The 20,059-nt window shown below is 63.9% G+C and carries 25 protein-coding genes; 20 read left to right on the top strand and 5 right to left on the bottom strand.

What is annotated here, in order from left to right:
* Positions 1-47: 47 nt before the first annotated feature.
* From rpsH to ACHMXB_RS10740, 19 genes are all read left to right on the top strand, one after another.
* Positions 48-446: a 30S ribosomal protein S8 gene (rpsH, locus tag ACHMXB_RS10830; RefSeq protein ID WP_015937843.1), complete on the top strand. Its 399-nt coding sequence runs from the start codon at positions 48-50 to the stop codon at positions 444-446.
* Positions 447-464: 18 nt separating this feature from the next.
* Positions 465-1,001 (top strand): 50S ribosomal protein L6, encoded by a 537-nt coding sequence (gene rplF / locus ACHMXB_RS10825; protein ID WP_102973686.1) that lies wholly within the window; start codon positions 465-467, stop codon positions 999-1,001.
* A 2-nt stretch (positions 1,002-1,003) separates the two neighbouring features.
* Complete coding sequence (rplR, locus tag ACHMXB_RS10820; RefSeq protein ID WP_003803763.1) at positions 1,004-1,387, top strand: 50S ribosomal protein L18; 384 nt, start codon at positions 1,004-1,006, stop codon at positions 1,385-1,387.
* The gene (gene rpsE, locus ACHMXB_RS10815) at positions 1,384-2,100 is read left to right on the top strand and encodes a 30S ribosomal protein S5 (protein WP_102973685.1); all 717 of its coding nucleotides are present in this window, start codon (positions 1,384-1,386) and stop codon (positions 2,098-2,100) included. The genes rplR and rpsE overlap by 4 nt, the downstream gene beginning before the upstream one ends.
* A gap of 3 nt (positions 2,101-2,103) precedes the next feature.
* The gene (gene rpmD / locus ACHMXB_RS10810) at positions 2,104-2,310 is read left to right on the top strand and encodes a 50S ribosomal protein L30 (protein WP_003803757.1); all 207 of its coding nucleotides are present in this window, start codon (positions 2,104-2,106) and stop codon (positions 2,308-2,310) included.
* Complete coding sequence (rplO, locus tag ACHMXB_RS10805; protein ID WP_395398357.1) at positions 2,310-2,795, top strand: 50S ribosomal protein L15; 486 nt, start codon at positions 2,310-2,312, stop codon at positions 2,793-2,795. The genes rpmD and rplO overlap by 1 nt, the downstream gene beginning before the upstream one ends.
* A 196-nt stretch (positions 2,796-2,991) precedes the next feature.
* Positions 2,992-4,302 (top strand): preprotein translocase subunit SecY, encoded by a 1,311-nt coding sequence (gene secY, locus ACHMXB_RS10800; protein WP_395398356.1) that lies wholly within the window; start codon positions 2,992-2,994, stop codon positions 4,300-4,302.
* A gap of 5 nt (positions 4,303-4,307) precedes the next feature.
* Positions 4,308-4,877 (top strand): adenylate kinase, encoded by a 570-nt coding sequence (locus ACHMXB_RS10795; RefSeq protein WP_190608442.1) that lies wholly within the window; start codon positions 4,308-4,310, stop codon positions 4,875-4,877.
* A 125-nt stretch (positions 4,878-5,002) separates the two neighbouring features.
* Positions 5,003-5,830 carry a type I methionyl aminopeptidase gene (map, locus tag ACHMXB_RS10790; RefSeq protein WP_395398355.1) on the top strand — a complete coding sequence of 276 codons (828 nt, stop codon included), beginning with the start codon at positions 5,003-5,005 and terminating at the stop codon, positions 5,828-5,830.
* 129 nt (positions 5,831-5,959) lie between these two features.
* Positions 5,960-6,970 (top strand): P1 family peptidase, encoded by a 1,011-nt coding sequence (locus ACHMXB_RS10785; RefSeq protein ID WP_395398354.1) that lies wholly within the window; start codon positions 5,960-5,962, stop codon positions 6,968-6,970.
* Between the two features lie 169 nt (positions 6,971-7,139).
* Entirely contained in the window at positions 7,140-7,361 is a 222-nt protein-coding gene (infA, locus tag ACHMXB_RS10780; protein ID WP_011775571.1) for a translation initiation factor IF-1, read from the top strand.
* 70 nt (positions 7,362-7,431) lie between these two features.
* Complete coding sequence (gene rpmJ / locus ACHMXB_RS10775; RefSeq protein WP_009358722.1) at positions 7,432-7,545, top strand: 50S ribosomal protein L36; 114 nt, start codon at positions 7,432-7,434, stop codon at positions 7,543-7,545.
* A gap of 171 nt (positions 7,546-7,716) precedes the next feature.
* Complete coding sequence (gene rpsM / locus ACHMXB_RS10770) at positions 7,717-8,091, top strand: 30S ribosomal protein S13 (RefSeq protein ID WP_003803743.1); 375 nt, start codon at positions 7,717-7,719, stop codon at positions 8,089-8,091.
* Positions 8,092-8,162: 71 nt separating this feature from the next.
* The gene (gene rpsK, locus ACHMXB_RS10765; RefSeq protein ID WP_102973678.1) at positions 8,163-8,564 is read left to right on the top strand and encodes a 30S ribosomal protein S11; all 402 of its coding nucleotides are present in this window, start codon (positions 8,163-8,165) and stop codon (positions 8,562-8,564) included.
* A 131-nt stretch (positions 8,565-8,695) separates the two neighbouring features.
* Positions 8,696-9,706: a DNA-directed RNA polymerase subunit alpha gene (locus ACHMXB_RS10760; protein WP_190608220.1), complete on the top strand. Its 1,011-nt coding sequence runs from the start codon at positions 8,696-8,698 to the stop codon at positions 9,704-9,706.
* Positions 9,707-9,783: 77 nt separating this feature from the next.
* Positions 9,784-10,368 (top strand): 50S ribosomal protein L17, encoded by a 585-nt coding sequence (gene rplQ, locus ACHMXB_RS10755; RefSeq protein WP_395398353.1) that lies wholly within the window; start codon positions 9,784-9,786, stop codon positions 10,366-10,368.
* A 31-nt stretch (positions 10,369-10,399) separates the two neighbouring features.
* Positions 10,400-11,290 carry a tRNA pseudouridine(38-40) synthase TruA gene (truA, locus tag ACHMXB_RS10750; protein ID WP_395398352.1) on the top strand — a complete coding sequence of 297 codons (891 nt, stop codon included), beginning with the start codon at positions 10,400-10,402 and terminating at the stop codon, positions 11,288-11,290.
* Positions 11,291-11,370: 80 nt separating this feature from the next.
* Complete coding sequence (locus ACHMXB_RS10745) at positions 11,371-12,282, top strand: response regulator transcription factor (RefSeq protein WP_395398351.1); 912 nt, start codon at positions 11,371-11,373, stop codon at positions 12,280-12,282.
* A gap of 143 nt (positions 12,283-12,425) precedes the next feature.
* The gene (locus tag ACHMXB_RS10740; RefSeq protein ID WP_395398350.1) at positions 12,426-12,911 is read left to right on the top strand and encodes a sensor histidine kinase; all 486 of its coding nucleotides are present in this window, start codon (positions 12,426-12,428) and stop codon (positions 12,909-12,911) included.
* Between the two features lie 42 nt (positions 12,912-12,953).
* Here ACHMXB_RS10740 and ACHMXB_RS10735 read toward each other — a convergent pair whose 3' ends face one another.
* Together ACHMXB_RS10735 and ACHMXB_RS10730 are read right to left on the bottom strand one after the other, a co-directional pair.
* The gene (locus ACHMXB_RS10735; RefSeq protein ID WP_395398349.1) at positions 12,954-14,858 is read right to left on the bottom strand and encodes a DUF222 domain-containing protein; all 1,905 of its coding nucleotides are present in this window, start codon (positions 14,856-14,858) and stop codon (positions 12,954-12,956) included.
* 82 nt (positions 14,859-14,940) lie between these two features.
* On the bottom strand, positions 14,941-16,608 hold the full coding sequence (locus ACHMXB_RS10730) for an ATP-binding protein (protein ID WP_395398348.1): 1,668 nt from the start codon (positions 16,606-16,608) through the stop codon (positions 14,941-14,943).
* A gap of 251 nt (positions 16,609-16,859) precedes the next feature.
* Here ACHMXB_RS10730 and ACHMXB_RS10725 point away from each other — a divergent pair, with 251 nt between their 5' ends.
* Entirely contained in the window at positions 16,860-17,642 is a 783-nt protein-coding gene (locus tag ACHMXB_RS10725; protein ID WP_395398347.1) for a response regulator transcription factor, read from the top strand.
* Between the two features lie 21 nt (positions 17,643-17,663).
* Here ACHMXB_RS10725 and ACHMXB_RS10720 read toward each other — a convergent pair whose 3' ends face one another.
* The 3 genes from ACHMXB_RS10720 to ACHMXB_RS10710 form a co-directional block, all read right to left on the bottom strand.
* A complete protein-coding gene (locus ACHMXB_RS10720) occupies positions 17,664-18,125 on the bottom strand; it encodes an Hpt domain-containing protein (RefSeq protein WP_395398346.1) in 462 nt (153 codons plus the stop codon).
* A 106-nt stretch (positions 18,126-18,231) separates the two neighbouring features.
* Entirely contained in the window at positions 18,232-19,116 is an 885-nt protein-coding gene (locus ACHMXB_RS10715; RefSeq protein ID WP_395398345.1) for a type II secretion system F family protein, read from the bottom strand.
* A 7-nt stretch (positions 19,117-19,123) separates the two neighbouring features.
* Positions 19,124-20,056, bottom strand: coding sequence for a type II secretion system F family protein (locus ACHMXB_RS10710; protein ID WP_395398344.1), 933 nt, complete (start codon positions 20,054-20,056; stop codon positions 19,124-19,126).
* Positions 20,057-20,059: the final 3 nt, after the last annotated feature.

The following is a 20,059-nucleotide window of genomic DNA, read 5'->3' as shown; positions in this document are numbered from 1 at the left end:
CAAGGACAGAACGGCGGAAACCGTTACGAGGAAGGGCAAGTGCCCAAATGACTATGACAGATCCTGTCGCAGATATGCTTACGCGCCTGCGTAACGCAAACTCGGCATACCACGACTCCGTGTCTATGCCTTACAGCAAGCTCAAGGCTCGCGTTGCTGACATCCTGAAGGCCGAAGGTTTCATCGCCGGCTGGAAGGAAGAGGACGCAGAAGTCGGCAAGAAGCTGACCCTTGATCTCAAGTTCGGCCCCAACCGCGAGCGTTCAATCGCGGGTGTCCGTCGCATCTCCAAGCCGGGTCTCCGCGTTTACGCGAAGTCCACCAACCTGCCGCACGTGCTGGGTGGCCTGGGTATCGCAATTCTGTCCACCTCTTCCGGCCTCCTGACTGATAAGCAGGCCGGCAAGAAGGGCGTGGGCGGCGAAGTCCTCGCTTACGTCTGGTAACGGGAAAGGAAGAGAATAATGTCACGTATTGGACGTCTCCCCATCACCGTTCCTGCCGGCGTTGAGGTCAAGGTTGACGGCTCTGTCGTCAGCGTCAAGGGTTCCAAGGGCGAGCTGACCCACACTGTGGCCAGCCCGATCGAGGTTGCGCTGGAAGACAGCACCCTGACCGTAACCCGCCCGAACGACGAGCGCGCCTCCCGTTCGCTCCACGGCCTGACCCGCACCCTGATCTCCAACATGATCCAGGGCGTCACCGCAGGCTACGAGAAGAAGCTTGAAATCGTCGGTACCGGTTACCGCGTTCAGGCCAAGGGATCTGACCTTGAGTTCGCTCTCGGCTACAGCCACCCGGTCAGCGTTACCGCTCCGGCCGGCATCACCTTTGCAGTAGAGGGGCCGACCAAGCTCTCTGTCTCAGGCATCAACAAGCAGCAGGTCGGCGAGGTTGCTGCCAACATTCGCAAGCTGCGCAAGCCTGACCCGTACAAGGGTAAGGGCATCCGCTACGCGGGCGAAGTCATCCGCCGCAAGGTCGGAAAGGCTGGTAAGTAACCATGGCCATCGCCATTAACAAGAAGCGTACGAACAAGAGCAAGTCTGCTTCGCGCAGCCGCCGCCAGCTTCGTATCCGCAAGCGCATTTCCGGAACGGCTGTACGTCCTCGCCTGGTCGTCAACCGCTCCGCACGCCACGTATTTGTCCAGGTTGTCGACGACACCATTGGTCAGACCGTAGCAAGCGCGTCCACTCTGGAAGCTGACCTTCGTGCATTCGACGGTGACAAGACCGCCAAGGCCAAGCGCGTTGGCGAGCTCGTAGCCGAGCGTGCCAAGGCTGCCGGCGTCGAAGCTGTTGTTTTCGACCGTGGTGGTAACAAGTACCACGGCCGGATCGCCGCCGTCGCTGACGGTGCACGCGAAGGTGGGCTGTCACTGTGACCGAAGCAAACAAGGAAAAGGACACTGTGTCTGCAGAAGAAAAGGCCCCCGAAGCCGCAGCTGCTGAGACCACTGCCCCCGCTGCCGAGGACCGCCGTGGTGGCGCCCGTCGCGGCGAGCGTGGCGACCGTGGCCAGGGCCGCGGCGACCGCGGTGGCCGTGGCGGCCGCGATGGCGGACGTGAAGCCGAGAAGAACCAGTTCGTAGAGCGCGTTGTCACCATCAACCGCGTTTCCAAGGTCGTCAAGGGTGGTCGTCGCTTCAGCTTCACCGCGCTCGTCGTCGTTGGTGACGGCAACGGTATGGTCGGCGTCGGCTACGGCAAGGCCAAGGAAGTTCCCGCTGCTATCGCCAAGGGCGTTGAAGAGGCCAAGAAGTCCTTCTTCCGCGTTCCCCGCGTTGGCAACACCATCCCTCACCGCGTTCAGGGTGAAGCCGCCGCTGGTGTAGTAATGCTGCGCCCGGCTTCCGCCGGTACCGGTGTTATCGCCGGTGGTCCGGTCCGTGCAGTACTGGAGTGCGTGGGCATCCACGACATCCTCTCCAAGTCGCTCGGTTCCTCCAACGCCATCAACATCGTTCACGCGACCGTTGATGCCCTGAAGCGCCTCGAAGAGCCGGCAGCCGTGGCAGCACGCCGCGGCCTGCCCCTCGACGAGATCGCTCCGCCGGCACTGGTGAAGGCTCTGATGAACCAGAAGGCAGGTGTCTAGGTTATGGCTAAGAACCTGACTCCCTCCGACGCCAAGTTGGAGATCACCCAGATCAAGGGCGTCATTGGCGCCAAGCAGAACCAGCGCGACACCCTTCGGTCGCTCGGCCTTAAGCGCATCGGACACACCGTTGTCCGCACCGCTGATGCCGTGACCGTTGGAATGCTCAACACGGTTCCGCACCTCGTGAATGTTGAGGAGGCGAAGTAATGGCCGAGAAGAACACTGCTGAGACCGCCGCTGCTGAGAAGCAGAGCGCTCTGAAGGTTCACCACCTGCGTCCCGCCCCGGGTTCCAAGACCGCCAAGACCCGTGTTGGTCGTGGTGAAGGTTCCAAGGGTAAGACCGCCGGTCGCGGTACCAAGGGTACGAAGGCCCGCTACCAGGTAAAGGCTGGCTTTGCCGGCGGCCAGCTGCCGCTGCACATGCGCCTGCCGAAGCTGCGCGGCTTCAAGAACCCGTTCCGGGTTGAGTTCCAGGTTGTAAACCTGGACAAGCTCAACGAGCTGTTCCCGGAAGGTGGCGCAGTCACCGTGGAGAACCTGGTCGAAAAGGGTGCCGTTCGCAAGAACCAGCCCGTCAAGGTGCTGGGCACCGGCGACATCACCGTCAAGGTTGACGTTACCGTCCACGCATTCTCGGCCAGCGCCGCTGAAAAGATCGCTGCAGCCGGCGGAAGCACCACCGCGCTCTAAGGGACTCTGTCCCGGAGCCGGTGGGCGATAGCCTGCTGCGCAAACTCCCGGCACGGGGGCCGAGGCCCCTGTGCCGGGAGTTTTTTCATACCTATTGGGTCTTCCGGATTGTTCGCATGCCGCAAACACCGGTTAGACTCGGTTGTTGGGTTTATAGACCTGCATCACGAGACTTATTAACAACTGAGGAGGACGCTTGCTAAGCGCATTCGGCCGGGCGTTTCGGACGCCTGATCTGCGACGCAAGTTGTTGTTCACGCTGGGAATCATCACAATCTTCCGCTTGGGAGCCTTTATCCCCTCGCCCGGTGTGAGCTACCAGAATGTCCAGCAATGCTTGTCGAACGGGCAGACCCAGGGCGGGATCTACCAGCTCGTCAATCTTTTCAGCGGCGGTGCGTTGCTGCAGGTCTCCATCTTCGCACTGGGAATCATGCCGTACATCACGGCGAGCATCATTGTGCAGTTGCTGCGCGTGGTCATCCCGCGGTTCCAGCAGTTGTACGAAGAGGGTGCCTCCGGGCAGTCCAAGCTGACGCAGTACACGCGGTACCTGACGATCGCCCTTGGCCTGCTGAACGCCACGACGCTGGTGTCGCTGGCACGGTCCGGCCAGCTCCTGCCCGGCTGTAACCTGCCGATCATCCCGGACCAGAGCGTCATTACCACGATCCTCATCGTCATCACGCTGACGGCCGGCACCGGCCTCATCATGTGGATGGGTGAGCTCGTGACCGAGAAGGGCGTCGGCAACGGCATGTCCCTGCTGATCTTCACGGCCATCGCTGCCGGCTTCCCCACCTCGCTGGGCGCCATCTGGTCCGCGCAGGGTCCGGGCACGTTCTTCATCGTGCTGGCCATCGGCCTGCTGACCGTTGCCCTGGTGGTCTTCGTGGAGCAGTCCCAACGCCGCATCCCGGTGCAATATGCCAAGCGCATGATCGGCCGCCGCACAGTGGGCGGCACCAGCACCTACATTCCCATCAAGGTGAACATGGCCGGCGTCATTCCCGTCATCTTCGCTTCCTCGATGCTCTACCTGCCGGCGTTGATCTCACAGTTCAACCAGCCGAAAGCAGGGGAGTCCATCCAGCCGTGGGTTGAGTGGATCAACAACAACCTGACGCGCGGGGACCACCCCATCTACATGGCGCTGTACTTCGCCATGATCGTTTTCTTTACCTACTTCTACGTCGCGATCACCTTCAACCCTGAAGAGGTCAGCGACAACATGAAGAAATACGGCGGCTTCATCCCGGGTATCCGTGCCGGCAAGCCGACCGCGGATTACCTGCAGTACGTCCTGTCGCGCATCACGCTGCCCGGCGCCATCTACCTTGGCTTCGTGGCACTGATCCCGCTGGTGGCGCTCGTGCTGATCAACGCAAACCAGAACTTCCCGTTCGGTGGCACCTCGATCCTGATCATGGTGGGCGTTGGCCTGGAAACCGTCAAGCAAATTGACGCGCAGCTACAGCAGCGTCACTACGAAGGGCTATTGCGATGACCAGAATGTTGATTATCGGACCACCGGGTTCGGGCAAGGGCACGCAGGCGGAACGCATCTCAGACCGCCTCGGCGTCGTTGCGATCTCCACCGGCGACATCTTCCGCGCCAACGTCAAGGGTGAGACGCCGCTCGGCGTCGAGGCCAAGAAGTACATGGACGCGGGCGACTTCGTGCCGGACAGCGTGACCAACAAGATGGTCCGCGACCGTCTGAGCGAAGCTGACGTCGAGGACGGGTTCCTGCTGGACGGCTACCCGCGCACCACCGCCCAGGTTGACTACCTGGACCAGATCCTGGCCGACGGCGACCAGAAGCTGGACGTCGTCCTGCAGCTCACCGCCGATGACGAAGAACTCGTTGCCCGCCTGCTTGGCCGCGCTAAGGAAACCGGACGCAGTGACGACAACGAGGCCGTCATCCGCCACCGTCTGGACCTTTACCACGAGCAGACCGAAGCCGTTGTGGCCAAGTACGCCGAGCGCGGCATCCTGACCCAGGTTGACGGGATCGGCCAGATCGACGAGGTCACCGACCGCGTCATGCAGGCCATCAAGGAAGCTCAGGCCGCCTGAAATTAGTTCCAACGCTGTGAGGCTCCTCCCGGACCATGGGGAGGGGCCTCCGGCTTTTAGCCCCGCGCTTGTGGTCCCGCATCCTGGGCCGGAAGGGCGAGGCACATCGAGAGGAAACACCGCTGATGGCATTCGGCCAGCCACGGATTGAATACAAGACCAACGCCCAGATGCGCACCATGCACGAGGCCGGGCTCGTGCTGAGCCGCGCCCTCGATGCCGCCGTGGCCGCGGCTGCCCCTGGGGTCACCACAAAGCAGCTCGACGAGGTCTTCGCTGCAGTGCTGCTCGAGGCGGGCGCCAAGTCCAACTTCCTGGGCTACCACGGGTTCCCCGCCACCATCTGCACTTCCGTCAACGAGGAAGTGGTCCACGGCATCCCCGGCGACAAGGTCCTGCAGGACGGGGACATCATCTCCATTGACGGCGGCGCGATCGTCAACGGCTGGCACTCCGACTCGGCGCGGACTGTGATCGTTGGAACGCCGGACCCGGAGGACCAGCGCCTCTCCGACGTCACGGAGACGGCCATGTGGCACGGCATCGCGGCCCTGGCCAAGGGCAAGTTCGTGGGCGACATCGGAGCAGCAGTGGACGACTACGTCTCCTCGGTTCCCGGCAAGCCCCTGGGCATCCTCGAGGACTATGTGGGCCACGGCATCGGCTCCGAGATGCACATGGCCCCAGACGTCCTGAACTACCGCACCAGCCACCGCGGTCCGAAGATCCGCACCGGCCTGTGCCTGGCCATCGAACCGATGCTGGTTCGCGGCGGCATTGAGACCGCAGTGCTGGAGGACGACTGGACCGTGGTCACCACCGACGGCAAGCGTTCGTGCCAGTGGGAGCATTCCGTGGCCGTGCACGAGAAGGGCATCTGGGTGCTGTCCTCGCCCGACGGCGGCGCGGCCAGGCTCGCGCCCCTCGGCGTGGTGCCTGTCCCGATTCCCTGAAGACACGAATTTAGCTGGGCGACGCGCAGAATCCCTGGCGCTACTGGAATTCCAGTAGGGCCAGGGATTTTGTGCGTCACGGGCAATTATCTGCGTCGCCGTGTCAGCTCCCGGGGCAGAATGGGACCCATGGGACCGAGTGACGGAGCCGGCAAAGCAGCCGCTGCGCAGGTAAAGATAACCGACGTGCCGGGCGTACGTGTGGGGCACCAGCAGAAGTCCGACGGCGGGTGGCTGACCGGGGTGACCGTGGTGCTGCCGCCTGCGGGGACAGTGGGTTCGGTGGACGTCCGCGGGGGAGGACCCGGCACCCATGAGACCGATGCGCTGGACCCCACCACCCTGGTGGGCACCGTGGACGCCGTGGTGCTCACCGGCGGGAGCGCCTACGGACTGGTGACCGCGCACGGGGTCCAGCGATGGTGCGAGGAGCAGGGCCGGGGCTTCGCCGTGACGGGAGGCGTGGTGCCCATCGTTCCGGCTGCCGCCATCTTCGACCTCGGCCGCGGCGGCGACTTCAGCGCCCGCCCGGATGAGGCCATGGGTTACGCGGCGGCTGTGGCAGCCGGCGCACAAATGGAAAGGCACGACGTCGAACGCGGCAACGCGGGTGCCGGCACCGGAGCCGTCATAGGACGGGGCAAATACAAAGGGGGAGTCGGCACGGCGTCGGTCACCCTTGAGAACGGCGTGGTGGTCGGGGCGCTGGCAGTAGTGAACGCCCTGGGCCTTCCGCTGGTTCCAGAAGCTTCCGGTGAGCCTGGCACGCCGGAGCAGCGGGTTTCGGCCGCTGGGACGGGGACCGGCCCAGCGCTCAACACCACGCTGGTCGTCGTCGCCACGAATGCGGTGCTGGATGTGGCCGAGTGCAAGCGGACCGCCTCGGCTGCCCACGCGGGGCTGGCTCGGGCGCTGAATCCGAGCCACACACTGGCTGACGGGGACACCGTGTTCTGCCTCGCCACCGGGGGCCAGGAGCTGGACAGGAGTACGGAAGTTGCCCGGCAGATAAGCCTCATCACCCTGCAGAGTGCGGCAGCCGACGTCGTACGTTTGGCCATCCTGGACGGGATCAGCAGCGCCCGGGCGGTAACAACTCCTGCAGGTGAATTTGGTGCATACCCGGGCAATCTGCGCTAACATGGCTGGATTTAACTTTCCGGGCCTAATGCCGTAGAGTTGCATGTTGGTTGTCTGCCCTGCCACGCCCATTTGCGGCCGGAGGGCGACGGTCAATCAAATCAAAAACGTCCGCAGTCATGCCCGGCGCCAGCCGGAGGTCTGTGGCAAACAACAGTTAGCGGAGGATATGGCCAAGAAGGACGGGGTCATTGAGATCGAGGGCGTAGTGACTGAGGCGCTGCCCAACGCGATGTTTCGTGTTGAGCTCACCAACAAGCACGTCGTTCTCGCACACATCTCTGGAAAGATGCGCCAGCACTACATCAGGATTCTTCCTGAGGACCGCGTAGTGGTGGAGCTGAGCCCTTATGACCTGACACGTGGTCGTATCGTCTACCGCTACAAGTAAACGTTGGGCGGCCAAGGCAATTGCCTAAGGCCGCTCCATCGGCCCAACTGCTATCACGCAAAGGAACGCCATGAAGGTCAAGCCGAGCGTCAAGCAGATCTGCGAAAAGTGCAAAGTGATCCGCCGTAACGGCCGGGTCATGGTGATCTGCGAGAACCCGCGCCACAAGCAGCGCCAGGGCTAATTCCCGTCAGGGAATCCCTGGGTTGCTAACCCACGCAAGTAAATAAAGGCAGCACAAGCTGAACTGGGACATATGGGCCCGGACAGCTAACCCCCGGTCGGAGGCTGGGGCCGCACTGAAAGTGCGGGTGTACTGCCTACGACCTCCGGTTTATTCAAGGAGTACGCCACTATGGCTCGTCTCGCTGGCGTAGACATTCCCCGCGAAAAGCGGCTGGAAATTGCGCTTACTTACATCTACGGCGTGGGCAAGACCCGTGCACACGAAACCCTGGCTGCCACCGGCATCAGCGCTGACGTTCGGGTCAAGGACCTGACGGATGCGCAGCTGGTAGAGCTGCGTGACTACATTGAAGGCAACTACAAGGTTGAGGGTGACCTTCGCCGCGAAGTAGCAGCAGATATCCGCCGCAAGGTTGAAATCGGCAGCTACGAAGGCCTGCGTCACCGCAAGGGCCTGCCCGTACGCGGTCAGCGTACGAAGACCAACGCTCGTACCCGCAAGGGCCCGAAGCGTACCGTCGCCGGCAAGAAGAAGGCCCGCTAAACCGCACTTGCCTGACGGCAAATGTGGGATCAGCAAGGCCTTCCCCCAAATAACTTTCTGTAGGAGAAGAAATGCCCCCGAAGACTCGTGGCGCGGTTCGCAAGCCGCGTAAGAAGGACAAGAAGAATATCGCGCTTGGCCAGGCGCACATCAAGAGCACGTTCAACAACACCATCGTGTCCATCACGGACCCGTCCGGTGCTGTGATTTCCTGGGCTTCCGCCGGTGAAGTTGGATTCAAGGGCTCGCGTAAGTCCACCCCGTTCGCTGCGCAGATGGCTGCCGAAGCCGCCGCCAAGCGTGCACAGGAGCACGGCCTGAAGAAGGTTGACGTGTTCGTCAAGGGACCGGGTTCCGGACGCGAAACCGCCATCCGTTCGCTGCAGGCTGCCGGCCTCGAGGTTGGCTCCATCCAGGACGTCACCCCCGCCGCGCACAACGGCTGCCGTCCGCCGAAGCGCCGCCGCGTCTAAGTATTTTCCGTAGCCGGAGCTTGCCCGGACCCGTTTCGGGTCCGGGCAAGCCCGCCGCGTTAAGTCCTCAGACCGATTTTCCACCACCTGTGTTGCGTCATATAGCGGATGCTCGCCGAAAGGAAACCTAAGTGCTCATTGCACAGCGCCCCACCCTCTCCGAAGAGGTCGTCTCCGAAAACCGCTCCCGGTTCATCATTGAACCGCTGGAGCCGGGCTTCGGTTACACCCTCGGAAACTCCCTCCGCCGTACCCTGCTCTCCTCCATTCCCGGTGCCGCTGTAACCAGCCTCCGGATCGATGGCGTGCTGCACGAGTTCACGACGGTTCCGGGTGTCAAGGAAGATGTCACCGAGATCATCCTCAACATCAAGAACCTGTCCGTGTCCTCCGAGCACGACGAGCCGGTTGTTGCTTACCTGCGCAAGCAGGGCCCCGGAGTCGTCACCGCCGCGGACATCGCTCCGCCGGCCGGCGTCGAGTTCCACAACCCGGATCTGCACATTGCCACGCTGAACTCGAAGGGCAAGTTCGAACTCGAACTGACCATCGAGCGCGGCCGCGGCTACGTTTCGGCAGCTCAGAACAAGTCCGGCGACGCAGAGATCGGCCGTATCCCGGTTGACTCCATCTACTCGCCGGTGCTGAAGGTTACTTTCCGCGTGGAAGCCACCCGTGTTGAGCAGCGCACCGACTTCGACAAGCTCATTGTCGACGTCGAGACCAAGCAGGCCATCGCCCCGCGCGATGCCGTTGCTTCCGCTGGCACCACCCTGGTGGAATTGTTCGGTCTGGCCCGCGAGCTGAACACCGCAGCTGAGGGTATCGAGATTGGCCCGTCGCCGACGGATGCTGCCCTGGCAGCAGACATGGCTCTGCCGATCGAGGATCTGGACCTCACCGTCCGTTCCTACAACTGCCTCAAGCGTGAGGGCATCCACACCGTGGGTGAACTCGTTGCCCGCTCCGAGGCTGACCTGATGGACATCCGTAACTTTGGTGCGAAGTCCATCGATGAGGTCAAGGCAAAGCTGGTTGAACTGGGTCTGTCCCTGAAGGACTCCCCTCCCGGTTTCGACCTGGCAGCCCGCGCCGCAGCCATCGAAGAGGACGACGCCGCGTTCAGCGACGACGAGCTCTAACAAGCAGATCTTGGCCGAGGGGCTGGCCGCACCGCGTAGTGCGCAGCCTCCCGGCTTCCATATGAGGAGAAACAATTATGCCTACCCCCACTAAGGGTCCGCGCCTCGGAGGCGGCCCGGCTCACGAGCGTCTCATGCTCGCGAACCTGGCAGCAGCACTGTTCGAGCACAAGCGGATCACCACCACGGTTACCAAGGCCAAGCGCCTTAAGCCGTACGCAGAGCGCCTGGTCACCTTCGCCAAGCGCGGCGACCTCGCTTCCCGCCGCCGCGTTCTCGGCCTGATCAGCAACAAGGGCGTCGTCCACGAGCTGTTCACCGACATCGCGCAGGCTGTGGAGAACCGCGACGGCGGCTACACCCGCATCACCAAGATCGGCAACCGCAAGGGCGACAACGCTCCCATGGCTGTCATCGAACTGGTTCTCGAGCCGGTTTCCGCCAAGCAGGCTGTTGTAGCCGAGGCCACCCAGGCTGCTGCCGCTGCTGCTCCGGCCGCTGAGGAAGCTCCCGAGGCAGAGGTCGTTGAGACCGAAGCTGCAACCGAAGAGGCTCCGGCCGCTGAGGAAGCTCCGGCTGAAGAGGCTGCTGCTGAAGAGGCTCCGGCCGAGGAAGCTGCTGCTGACGAGGCTGCTGCCGACGAGGCCAAGGACGCGAAGTAATTCGCTAAATCCTTCGCATAGACTTGAGTCTATGACCCACCAGGAACCCGCTGCCCCCGTTTTGGGGGGCGGCGGGTTTTTGCGTATCCGGCTAGATCTGGCGTACGACGGCGGCCCGTTCAGCGGGTGGGCAGTGCAGCCGGGACTGCGTACCGTTCAGGGAGTTCTGGAAGAGGCGCTGGAGCTGCTGCTCCGCCGCCCCATACGCGTCACAGTGGCCGGGCGAACCGATGCCGGCGTGCACGCCCGCGGCCAGGTGGTGCACCTCGACCTCAGCGAAGCCGAGTGGCTGGGACTGAACCGCGGTGCGGCCGTCGATCCCGCCGTCGCCCTCCTGCGCCGCCTGCGGGGCACGCTCAGCCGTGGGCTGGGGGACCAGACCGGCGCCATCATGGTGCACCAGGCTGCCGTCGCCCCTGAAGGGTTCGACGCCCGGTTCTCCGCCCTGTGGCGCCGCTACAGCTACCGCATCGCGGACGGCCCGGAGAAGTGGGATCCGCTCAGCCGGTTCGACACGCTCTGGCACAAGACGCCGCTGGACGTGGACCTGCTGAACGAAGGCTCCGCGCAGCTGCTGGGCCTTCACAACTTCCTGTCCTTCTGCAAGCCGCGGGAAGGTTCCACCACCGTCCGGGAACTGCAGCGCTTCGAGTTTGCACGGGGGCAGGACGGCGTCATCGTGGTCACCGTCCAGGCTGACGCCTTCTGCCACAACATGGTCCGTGCCCTGGTGGGGTCCGCCCTGTACGTGGGGGAGGGGCAGGAACGTCCGGAGTGGCTGCACGAGCGGCTGCTGGCAAGGAAGCGCGACGCCCGTTCCGTCCTGGCCGCACCGCACCCCCTGGTGTTCGAGGAAGTGGCCTACCCCTCCGACGGCGAACTGCTTGCCCGGGCAGAGCTCACACGGGCGGTGCGCCAGTAGTACCCTGCCCCGGTTTTCGGCCCGCGGCTAGTAGGCTGAGACGCAGTCTTAAATCATGCGGTCCTTACAGGGGGTAAGGGATGAATGATCGTCGCGTCGTCGTCGTTATCAATCGGGACGAGGAAGTCCGGTCCCTTTTGCGGACCACGCTCGGGGAGGCCGGTTTCGTGGTGCACTGCGCTGCCACCGGCGAAGCCGGGCTTGCGCTGGTGCGCGCCAAGCAGCCGGACACCGTCACGCTGGATCTGGTGCTCCCGGACATCAACGGCTATGAGGTGCTGCGGCGCATCCGCGAATTCAGCCACACCTACATCCTGATCATCACCGCGCGAAGCGGCCTTGGGGCGACCTTGAAGGCCTTCGATGCCGGGGCTGACGATTACATGGTCAAACCCATCCGGCCGCGGGAGCTGCGGGCCCGTGTGGACGGCATGCTGCGCCGGCCGCGGCAGCTGACGGTCCCACCGATCGTCACGCCGCGGCAAGCGCCGCTGACTTCACCACGGCTGCGGGCCGCGGCCAAGGCGAAGGCCATGCCTGCACCGGCTCCGGCCCGCGGCCTTGAAGTAGCCCAGGGTGCAGTAGCGCCGGGCGTTCCAGCAGCGAAGGGCCTTGCAGCAGCGCAGGGCCTTCCAACCGCCCAGGGCCACCCAACCGCCCAGGCCTTCGAGCACAACGGGCTGGAGATCAACTGGGCAACGCGGGCGGCAACGCTTGGCGGCCGTGCTTTGCAGCTGACCCGTACCGAGTTCGACCTCCTGTACATCCTGCTGCAGCGGGGGAGCGGCGTGGTCAGCAAGGCGGAACTCGTCGGGCTTTTAGGTCTTGCGAAGCGGGAAGCAGGCACGATGGGCGGGGGCAATGCCGCTGCGCGGGATCCTGGCCGTATTGTCGAAACCCACGTCGGCAACCTGCGCCGCAAGCTGGGGGACGACGCGAGGCAGCCCCGCTGGCTGAAGACTGTTCGGGGGGCCGGCTACACTCTGGCATAGCCGCCGGCGTCGTCGGTGTAGCCGCAGGTCAGGACGCTGCCGCTCCGTGGCCTTCCGAGACGCTCAGAATGCGCCCCTGCAAACGGGGGACACGCCGTCAAGGTTACAAGAAAATAACAAGGCACCGGGCGCACCCTTAAGACATGAAATCACTAACAAGCGACGACGTCGTCGCAGTCCGTGGCGTTCTTACCGATACGCATCCGGTCGATTTCTATGCGCTTGGTGTCGCGGGGGCGATTGACCGTTTGGCCCTCCCGTTGCGCGAACGCGGGATCACCGTGCACCTCGAGGCGCCCCACCATGGAATGGAAGTGGACAGGAAGTCTGCCACGCTGCTGTACCGGGCGGCGCAGGAGCTCCTGAGCAACATCCATAAATATGCTGACGCGTCCTCCGTGACCGTGCGGCTCTGCTGTGTCTGCCGTTCCGGGGACAACCATGCGGTCCAGCTCCGCGTTACCGACGACGGCGGCGGCTTCGACGTTGAGGCCGCCACCCACGGAAGGCACTCGGGCATGGGGCTGAGGCTGATGAGCCTCGCCGTGGGTTCTGCGAGAGGCAGGATGGCGATCGAGTCGAGTCCCGCCACGGGAACCCGCGTGACCGTGACCCTGCCGTTGGATTAAGCGCGTGGGACGAGGACACGTCTTCCTACAGACGCGCGCTTCCTACGCGGCTGTGACTGATGCCCAGCAGGGCCAGGGATCAATTGGCAGCGGTGATTCCGTGCCGTCGACGGCGTCAAGGGCGTCAAGGGCGTCGGGGCCGTCGACGCCGTCCGGGACGTCAACAGCTTCCGGGCATTCGCGACCTTCGAAACCGGCCAGACCGTAGTCATCGTTGAACCCTTCGAACTCCTCTGGCCCGTCCGGCTGGTCCATCGGTTCGAGCCAGCCGGCCGGTTCGGGCCAGCCGGCCGGTTCGGGCCAGCCCGGGGGCTCGAGCCAGTCCGCGGGCGTGGGCCAGTCTTGATCGGATGGATGGTCGGGCAGGCCCGGCTTGCCGGGCTGTTCGCGTCCGGCTCCGTCAAGACTACTGAGCATGGCCTGGATTTGTTCTGGCCATTCGGGTGGTTCCCAGTCCTGGTGTTCGGCCGGGTAGGACCGTCCCTTGGGTGAGATCCAGCCTGGTGGGGTGTCGCGGGTGGCTCCGACGGGTTTCCACGCTGTGGCGTGTTTCAGTCTGTGGTGCTTGGGGCAGGGTTGGCCGAGGTTGGCGACGCCGGTGCCGCCGCCGTCGGCCCAGGCGAGGATGTGGTCGGCGTCGTTGTCCAGGGAGTGGTTGTTGCAGTTGGGGAACGTGCACTTGGCGTCGCGGAGCCGCAGCCATTGGCGCATTGGTTTTGTTAGCCGGTAGCTGGTGCGTCCGATCTCCAGGGGCGCACCGTCGCGGGGGTCGGTGAGGACGCGGTGGAATGATGTTGCGCCGTCGGCGACGAGCCGGCGGGCCATGGACGGCGGGATCGGCCCGTACCCGTCGAGTGTGGCCGGCTCATCGGACAGGCCGAGCAGCGAGAACACCGGAACGGTGACCAGGACCTGCGCCGTGGGGGACGGCACACCACCGGCCAGCGCATCACCGGCCAGTGCATCACCGGCTGGCGTCTCACTGGCCGGCATCTCACGGGCCGGCGTAGAGTCTGCGGGCAGGACATCTGGGGGCGGGCCGTCAACCGCGCCGTCAACCGGGTGGCCTGCGGTGAGCAGCCACGTGGCGAAGGCATCGACGCGGAGCTGGGTCAGGGTCCGGGATTCGGTCGGGCCCTGCATGGCGCGGGCGGCGGTGGTGGTGCGGTTCCAGATCCCGGCGGCCTGGTCCGCCGGCAGGTACGCCGAGAACCAGGCCATGCCGTCGCGGTCCGGGGCGTACTCCAGCCGCCGGTCCTTCGCACTCTTGGTGTGCCGGGTTTCGATGCTGACCGGATGGTGCCGTTCCCGCCAATACCGTGCCTTGGCCCGGAACCTCGCCGGGGTCAGCTCCCCGGCCGGGCAACCCCGCGCCGGGTTCGGAGCGTCCGGGTCGAGAAAGTGCGCCTCAAACGCCGCGGCCGCTTCCGGCGACAGCCCGTCCGTTTCCTCGCACATGATGCGCACGTGCTGCCAGGACAGTTTTCCTGAACCCAGCGCGCCCAGCGCTAACGGCAGATCCTTGGTGAGTTTGGCGGATTCGACCAGCAACCGCTCCGCCGCACCCTCACTCACGGTCAGTGCGCCAGCGACCTCCGCAGTCATGGACATCCGCCGGACGGTCCGGTCCTGCACGGACGCGCCAGGCGGAGTCATGGCCTCCTCCGCCTCCGCGTAACCGGCGGCCAAGTTCACCTTCACGGCCCCCAGCCGCGCCTCCATCCTGGCCACCCCAGCCAGACCGTCCAGGCACGCCTCCGCCTGATCCCCCAGCGGATCCGCCTCAACCGGCAGCGAACCCGGCTGATCTCCCAGCGGATCCGCCTCATCCTCCAGCGAATCCGCGCCGGCCGGACCCGGATCAGCCACCCGACGGAGCTCAGCAGCCAGCGCAAGCGCAGAAGCACCGATGGCCTCCAACGTCTCCGCAACTGCCTCGTTATCCATACCCACAGCATGCCATCGGCCTATGACAAAAACGACGCTGCCCCGGGGCTATGTGGATAACCGGATCTGACCTAAAACCGCGTCAGGACTCCGAGACTCCCTCGGTCGGCAAGGTAAGGGTGAAGGTGGTGCCAGCACCGGGTTTGCTCTGGCAGGAGATGTTCCCGCCGTGCCGCTCCACAATGGTCTTGGTGATGGACAGGCCCAGCCCCACCCCGGGAATGGCAGCCTGGCGCGCCGCCTGGGTGCGGAAGAACCGCGTGAAGATGCGCGCGGTTTCTTCTTCGCTGATGCCCATGCCCGTGTCCTGGACCTTCAGCTGCACCCATGATTCGCTACGCCGGGCACTCACGGTGACTTTGCCGCCGTCGGGAGAGTATTTGACGGCGTTGGACACCAAGTTGTCCAGCGCCTGGCTGATGCGGAGCGGGTCGGCATGCGCCCACAGCGGCGCCGGCACGTCGGTGGTGAGGGAAACGTTGCTGGCGTCTGCCTGCGCCTGGACCGAGCCGATGCTGTTCTCGATGAGGCCCGCCAGATCGGTCCGTCGGGGGTGCACGGCCAGAACGGCCGACGCTGATACCAGAAGCTCGGAGACGAGGGAGAGAAGGCGCTCAGCATTGCGCTGGACCACTTCCAGCCGCCGTACGGAATCGGGGCTCAGGGCGTCGGCCTCATCCAGCACCAGGTCCACGTTCCCGAGCACTGACATCAGGGGACTGCGGAACTCGTGGGAGACGTTGGAGATCAGCTCTTCCTTGGCGGAGAGCGCTTCCACCAGGCCCGTGACGTCTGTGTAGACGACGACGGCCCCGCTGAACCCGCCGTCGTCGTTCTTGATAATCCGGGCAGCAGTGGAGACGGCCTTTTGCGATGGTCCCTCGCCCAGCCACACCAGGTAATCGGCGAAGGTCTCCCCGGCAACGGCACGGCGGATCGGGCGCTTGTCCAATGGAAGCGGAGTTATCCGGTCCTGCCCGAACATGAGCTGCTGGGCCTCCAGCGGCTGCTCCGTGCCGGCGGGGGCCGCCGCCTGCCGGAAGCTTTGCTGCTGGTTGTTGACCAGAACCTTCTGGCCGTCCGCATCCACGGCCACAATCCCGACGTCGGTGGTATCCAGGATGGTTTTGAGCAGCCGTTCGCGGTTCCTGCTTTCCACGAGAAGTTCGCGGAGTTCGGCGTCCTTCTTCTCCAGCCTCTGGCGCTGCAGGCGGACGTTGGCGCTGGCAAACCTGATGGCTAGCGACACGGCCAGCATCATGAGAGGCAGCAGAATTGCAGTGGCAATGTCCGAAGGTGAAATCTTGGGAAACTTTTGCACCAGCGTGGGAATGCCGATGAGGAGGGTGCCGAAAAAGCTCAGGAATATAGTGGTGCGCGGGAAGTTGTCGGAGCTGGAAAGCCAGATCACCGGGAATATCGCCAGTACTCCCAGTCCGGCCACGGCGGGAACCGCGCCGTTGCGGGCGAGCCCGATGATCACCATGTCGAGAATCGGAATAACCAAGTAGGCGTTGGGCGGTAGCCGTTCCCAGGGAACCAGAAAGCAGGCGAGAAAAGTCGTCACCATCATGACGATGGCGGCAATAAATACTGGGCTCTCGATCAACGTAGGCCACACTGCCGACGCGGCAATTGCCAGCACGGCGAGGATGACTGTTACCGGGAGCTGGCAGAGCGCCACCTGGACGCGGGGCTGCAGACGGCGGAAAACGCGGTCCGTGTCGCGGACCAGCACGTGCTCACCCAATGCGGCTGCGCCCGGTACTGGCCTGCTCTTCCATATTCGGAGACCGCTCGTGTTTATACGAAGACATGATGCCCATTATGCACACCTATTCTTCGGTATTTGGAGGGGGCGGCGCCGGTGTCCGGCGTACGTTCAAAAGATATGGGTAATTTTCGCTCTTTGGGCCCTTCTACGTTGTAGCGTAGGTAATCTGGTAACGCTTACCGCATTGCGCTGGGCTGTGCGGTGGTTTTGCCTGGATAGAGGTAGTAGTGGGTGATCTTGGTGTTGCCGTGGTCATCGAGGATGATGTCGACGTGCGGAATCTCCTTGACGCGGTTTTGCAGCAGGCTGGTTTTGAGGTGCACTCGGCAGGGACCGGCCGTGACGGGGTTGATGTTGCCAGGCAGCGCCAGGCAAATGTGATAACTCTCGACGTCGGTCTCCCGGACATTGACGGCTTTGAAGTCCTTCGGCGCATCCGGCAGTTCAGTGACGCCTATATTGTGATGCTGACCGGCCGGGATGAGGAGCTTGACACCATCACGGCACTTCAGGGCGGCGCGGACGACTACATCGTCAAGCCCTTCCGGCCGCGGGAACTGCGGGCCCGGATAACAGCGATGCTGCGCAGGCCCCGGGTTTCTTCCGGCGATGATGCTCCCTCTTCTGCGGAGTCCGGGCCGGTTGGTTCCGCCGCTCCCGCCGGTTCGCGCCGAGGTGCCGTGCTGCAGCATAACGGGCTGGCACTCGACACCGAAACCCGGACCGTCGCGCTGCGCGGCACGCCCTTGGGGCTAACCCGCAGCGAATTCGACCTGCTGCACGAGCTGCTGAAGGGAACGGGCGCGGTGCGCACCCGGGCCGATCTGGTGCGCGTGGTGCGGGGCGAGTACTACGGCGAGGACACTTACATCAGCGAGGCCGACGAGCGGGCCGTCGAGGTCCACATCGGCAACCTGCGCCGCAAACTCCGGGAGGACCCGCAGGATCCGCGATGGCTGGTCACAGTGCGCGGCGTGGGCTACCGGCTGGCGCCGAAGCGGGCGGAGTAGGGGGGCGGCTTACCTAGGCTCCTAGGCCTCCGGCGGGAGGTACCCCTGCTTGAGGCCGCACACGGTCTGGTCGCCGGTAAGCGCCACAAATGGGAGCAACCGGCGGACAGCGGGCAGGTCTCCGCTTTTGACGAGGCGTTCCAGATTTACCGCCAGCTGGGCCAGCCGTGAGGCGCCCACCATCATGGCCGAGTTCTTCAGGCTGAGGACGGCGTCCATGGTGGCGTCTGCGTCGTCGTGTGCGACAGACGCTTCCAGGTAGGTCCGGCGCTTGTCCCAAATTTTTATGTAGTCCCTGGCGAAGTTGTGCGCCACGCCGGTGTTGCCCATGTCTTCTTCAAGCTCATGAAGTACGTCTAGGTCCAGGACGGGCAAAGCGGCACTCTCCGATTCGTTGTGAGCCATGCCACCAGGGATGCCAGACGCCGGCAAGCAGACGCCGTTGGCGCTGCTCTCGGCTGCTCCGGAACCTGGAATGGACATGACTTAAGGCTACTTTCTGAGGTTGGGAAAACCCTGATTGAGCTTGGATCCTGTGGAAACCCTGCGGGTACCTTGTGGTGGGGGTAAACCTGCGGAACCAACAACCTTACTGGTTGGCGAAGGTCTCGATGGTGTTGATGACGGCCGGGCCGAGGATGGCAATGAAGAGGACCGGGAAGATGAAGAACAACAGCGGGAACAGGATCATCACCGGCAGCTTCATCGCCTTCTCCTCGGCACGCTGGCGGCGCTTCACCCGCATGACCTTGGCCTGCACCCGGAGCACGCGGCTGATAGCAATGCCGTACGTGTCCGCCTGCACCACTGCCTGCACGAAGCTCCGTAGTTCAGGGATATTAGTGCGTTCGGCCAGCGAGAGGTAAGACTCGCGGCGGCTCCGGCCCACCTGCATGTCCTGGAGGGTACGGACCAGTTCCTCTGCCAGAGGCCCCTTCCCGTTCTCGCCGGCACGGGCCATTGCCCCCTCGAAGCCGAGACCCGCCTCCACCGCAATCAGCATCTGGTCCAAGGTATTGGCCAGCTCCAGTTGCATGGCCTTCTGCCGTTCCTGGCCTTTGCTGTATAGCATCAGGTCGGGGATGAAGTACCCCAGGAACAGGATGAAGACGCCAACCAACTTGATAATCGGTGTCGTTCCGATGGAGCTCAGCCACAGCCCGACCATGCCTCCGACCAGGCCCAACGCGGGCTTGGCGGCCAGCACACGTTCGAGCGGCATGGACGCCGGCCGGCCAGCGAGGGAAAGTAGCCGGTCGAGTTTGTGCACGTAGGCGGTCGGGGTAAGACCGTAGCCGATCTTCCCGATTAGGCCGTTCTCGGGCTTCTTCTCCACCTCAGCCCGGAGGAGGCCGCGGGACAGGAGGGCGCGGGCCTTCGCCAGCCCTCTCCGGTCAACTGAGAGCAAGGACCACGCCAGGTACGCGAGCGGCAGGCAGATCAGGAGCAACGCAAGGATGACGAGGGGGTCCATATCCGCCTCAGAACTTCAGGTCGATGATCTTGCGCATCCAGAGACCGCCGACCGTCATCATGATGATGGATGCAACGATCATGATCCAACCCAGCAGATTGGTGACCATCTTGTCCATGTAACCCGGGCTGACCAGCATGAGCATTGCAACGATGCCAACCGGAAGGGCCATGAGAATGTAGGCGGAGAATTTGCCCTCGGCTGCCAGGGACCTGATGTGGCCCTTGATTTCGCTGCGCTCGCGAATGGTTTCACCCACCTGGTCCAGTACCTCGGCCAGGTTTCCGCCTACTTCGCGGTTGATCTGGATGGCTTGGGAGATCCAGACGAAGTCCTCGTTTTTCATGCGGTCTGCGGTGTCGTTAAGGGACACCAGCAGATCACGCCCAAGGCTGGTTTCCGAGACGACGCGGCGCATTTCTTCCGACGTCGGAGCTTGGGATTCGTTGGCGGCAGCGTCGATGGCGCGCAGGATGCTGTGACCGGCACGCAGGCTGCCTGACAGCAGCTGGAGTGTGTCACCGAGTTGCTCGTCGAACTTGGAGCGCCGTTTGCCGGCGAGGAAGCCCAGCACAAGGCGTCCGATGAATGGTGCTGCGATGACCAGCAGGATTGTCAGCAGCGGTCCGGCAACGACAAGCCCGATCAGGGCGCCCACGAATGCCCCCACTATAATCAGGAGGATGAATTCGGCCTGGCTAAGCCGGAGACCGGCGTTCTCCAGACTTTCGCGGTTGAAGTAGCGGACATTCCTTTTAGCAAGGACGCGGTCGATGGACTCGACTGCACTGCCGGCGAAGCGGGTGAGCTGCGAGTCGGCCTCCGTCCGGAAAGGACGACGCCGGTCGAGCGGCACCGTGGGCCTGCGCGGAATCAGCACGGCCATACCACCCAACATCGCCGCGACCACCACCAGAATGACTCCTAGTGTCACGATCATGAG

The organism is Arthrobacter sp. UC242_113 (genome assembly GCF_044054585.1).
Lineage (GTDB): Bacteria > Actinomycetota > Actinomycetes > Actinomycetales > Micrococcaceae > Arthrobacter.
Note: the sequence above shows the minus strand (reverse complement) of the source record. Positions and strands in the feature narration are given on the sequence as shown.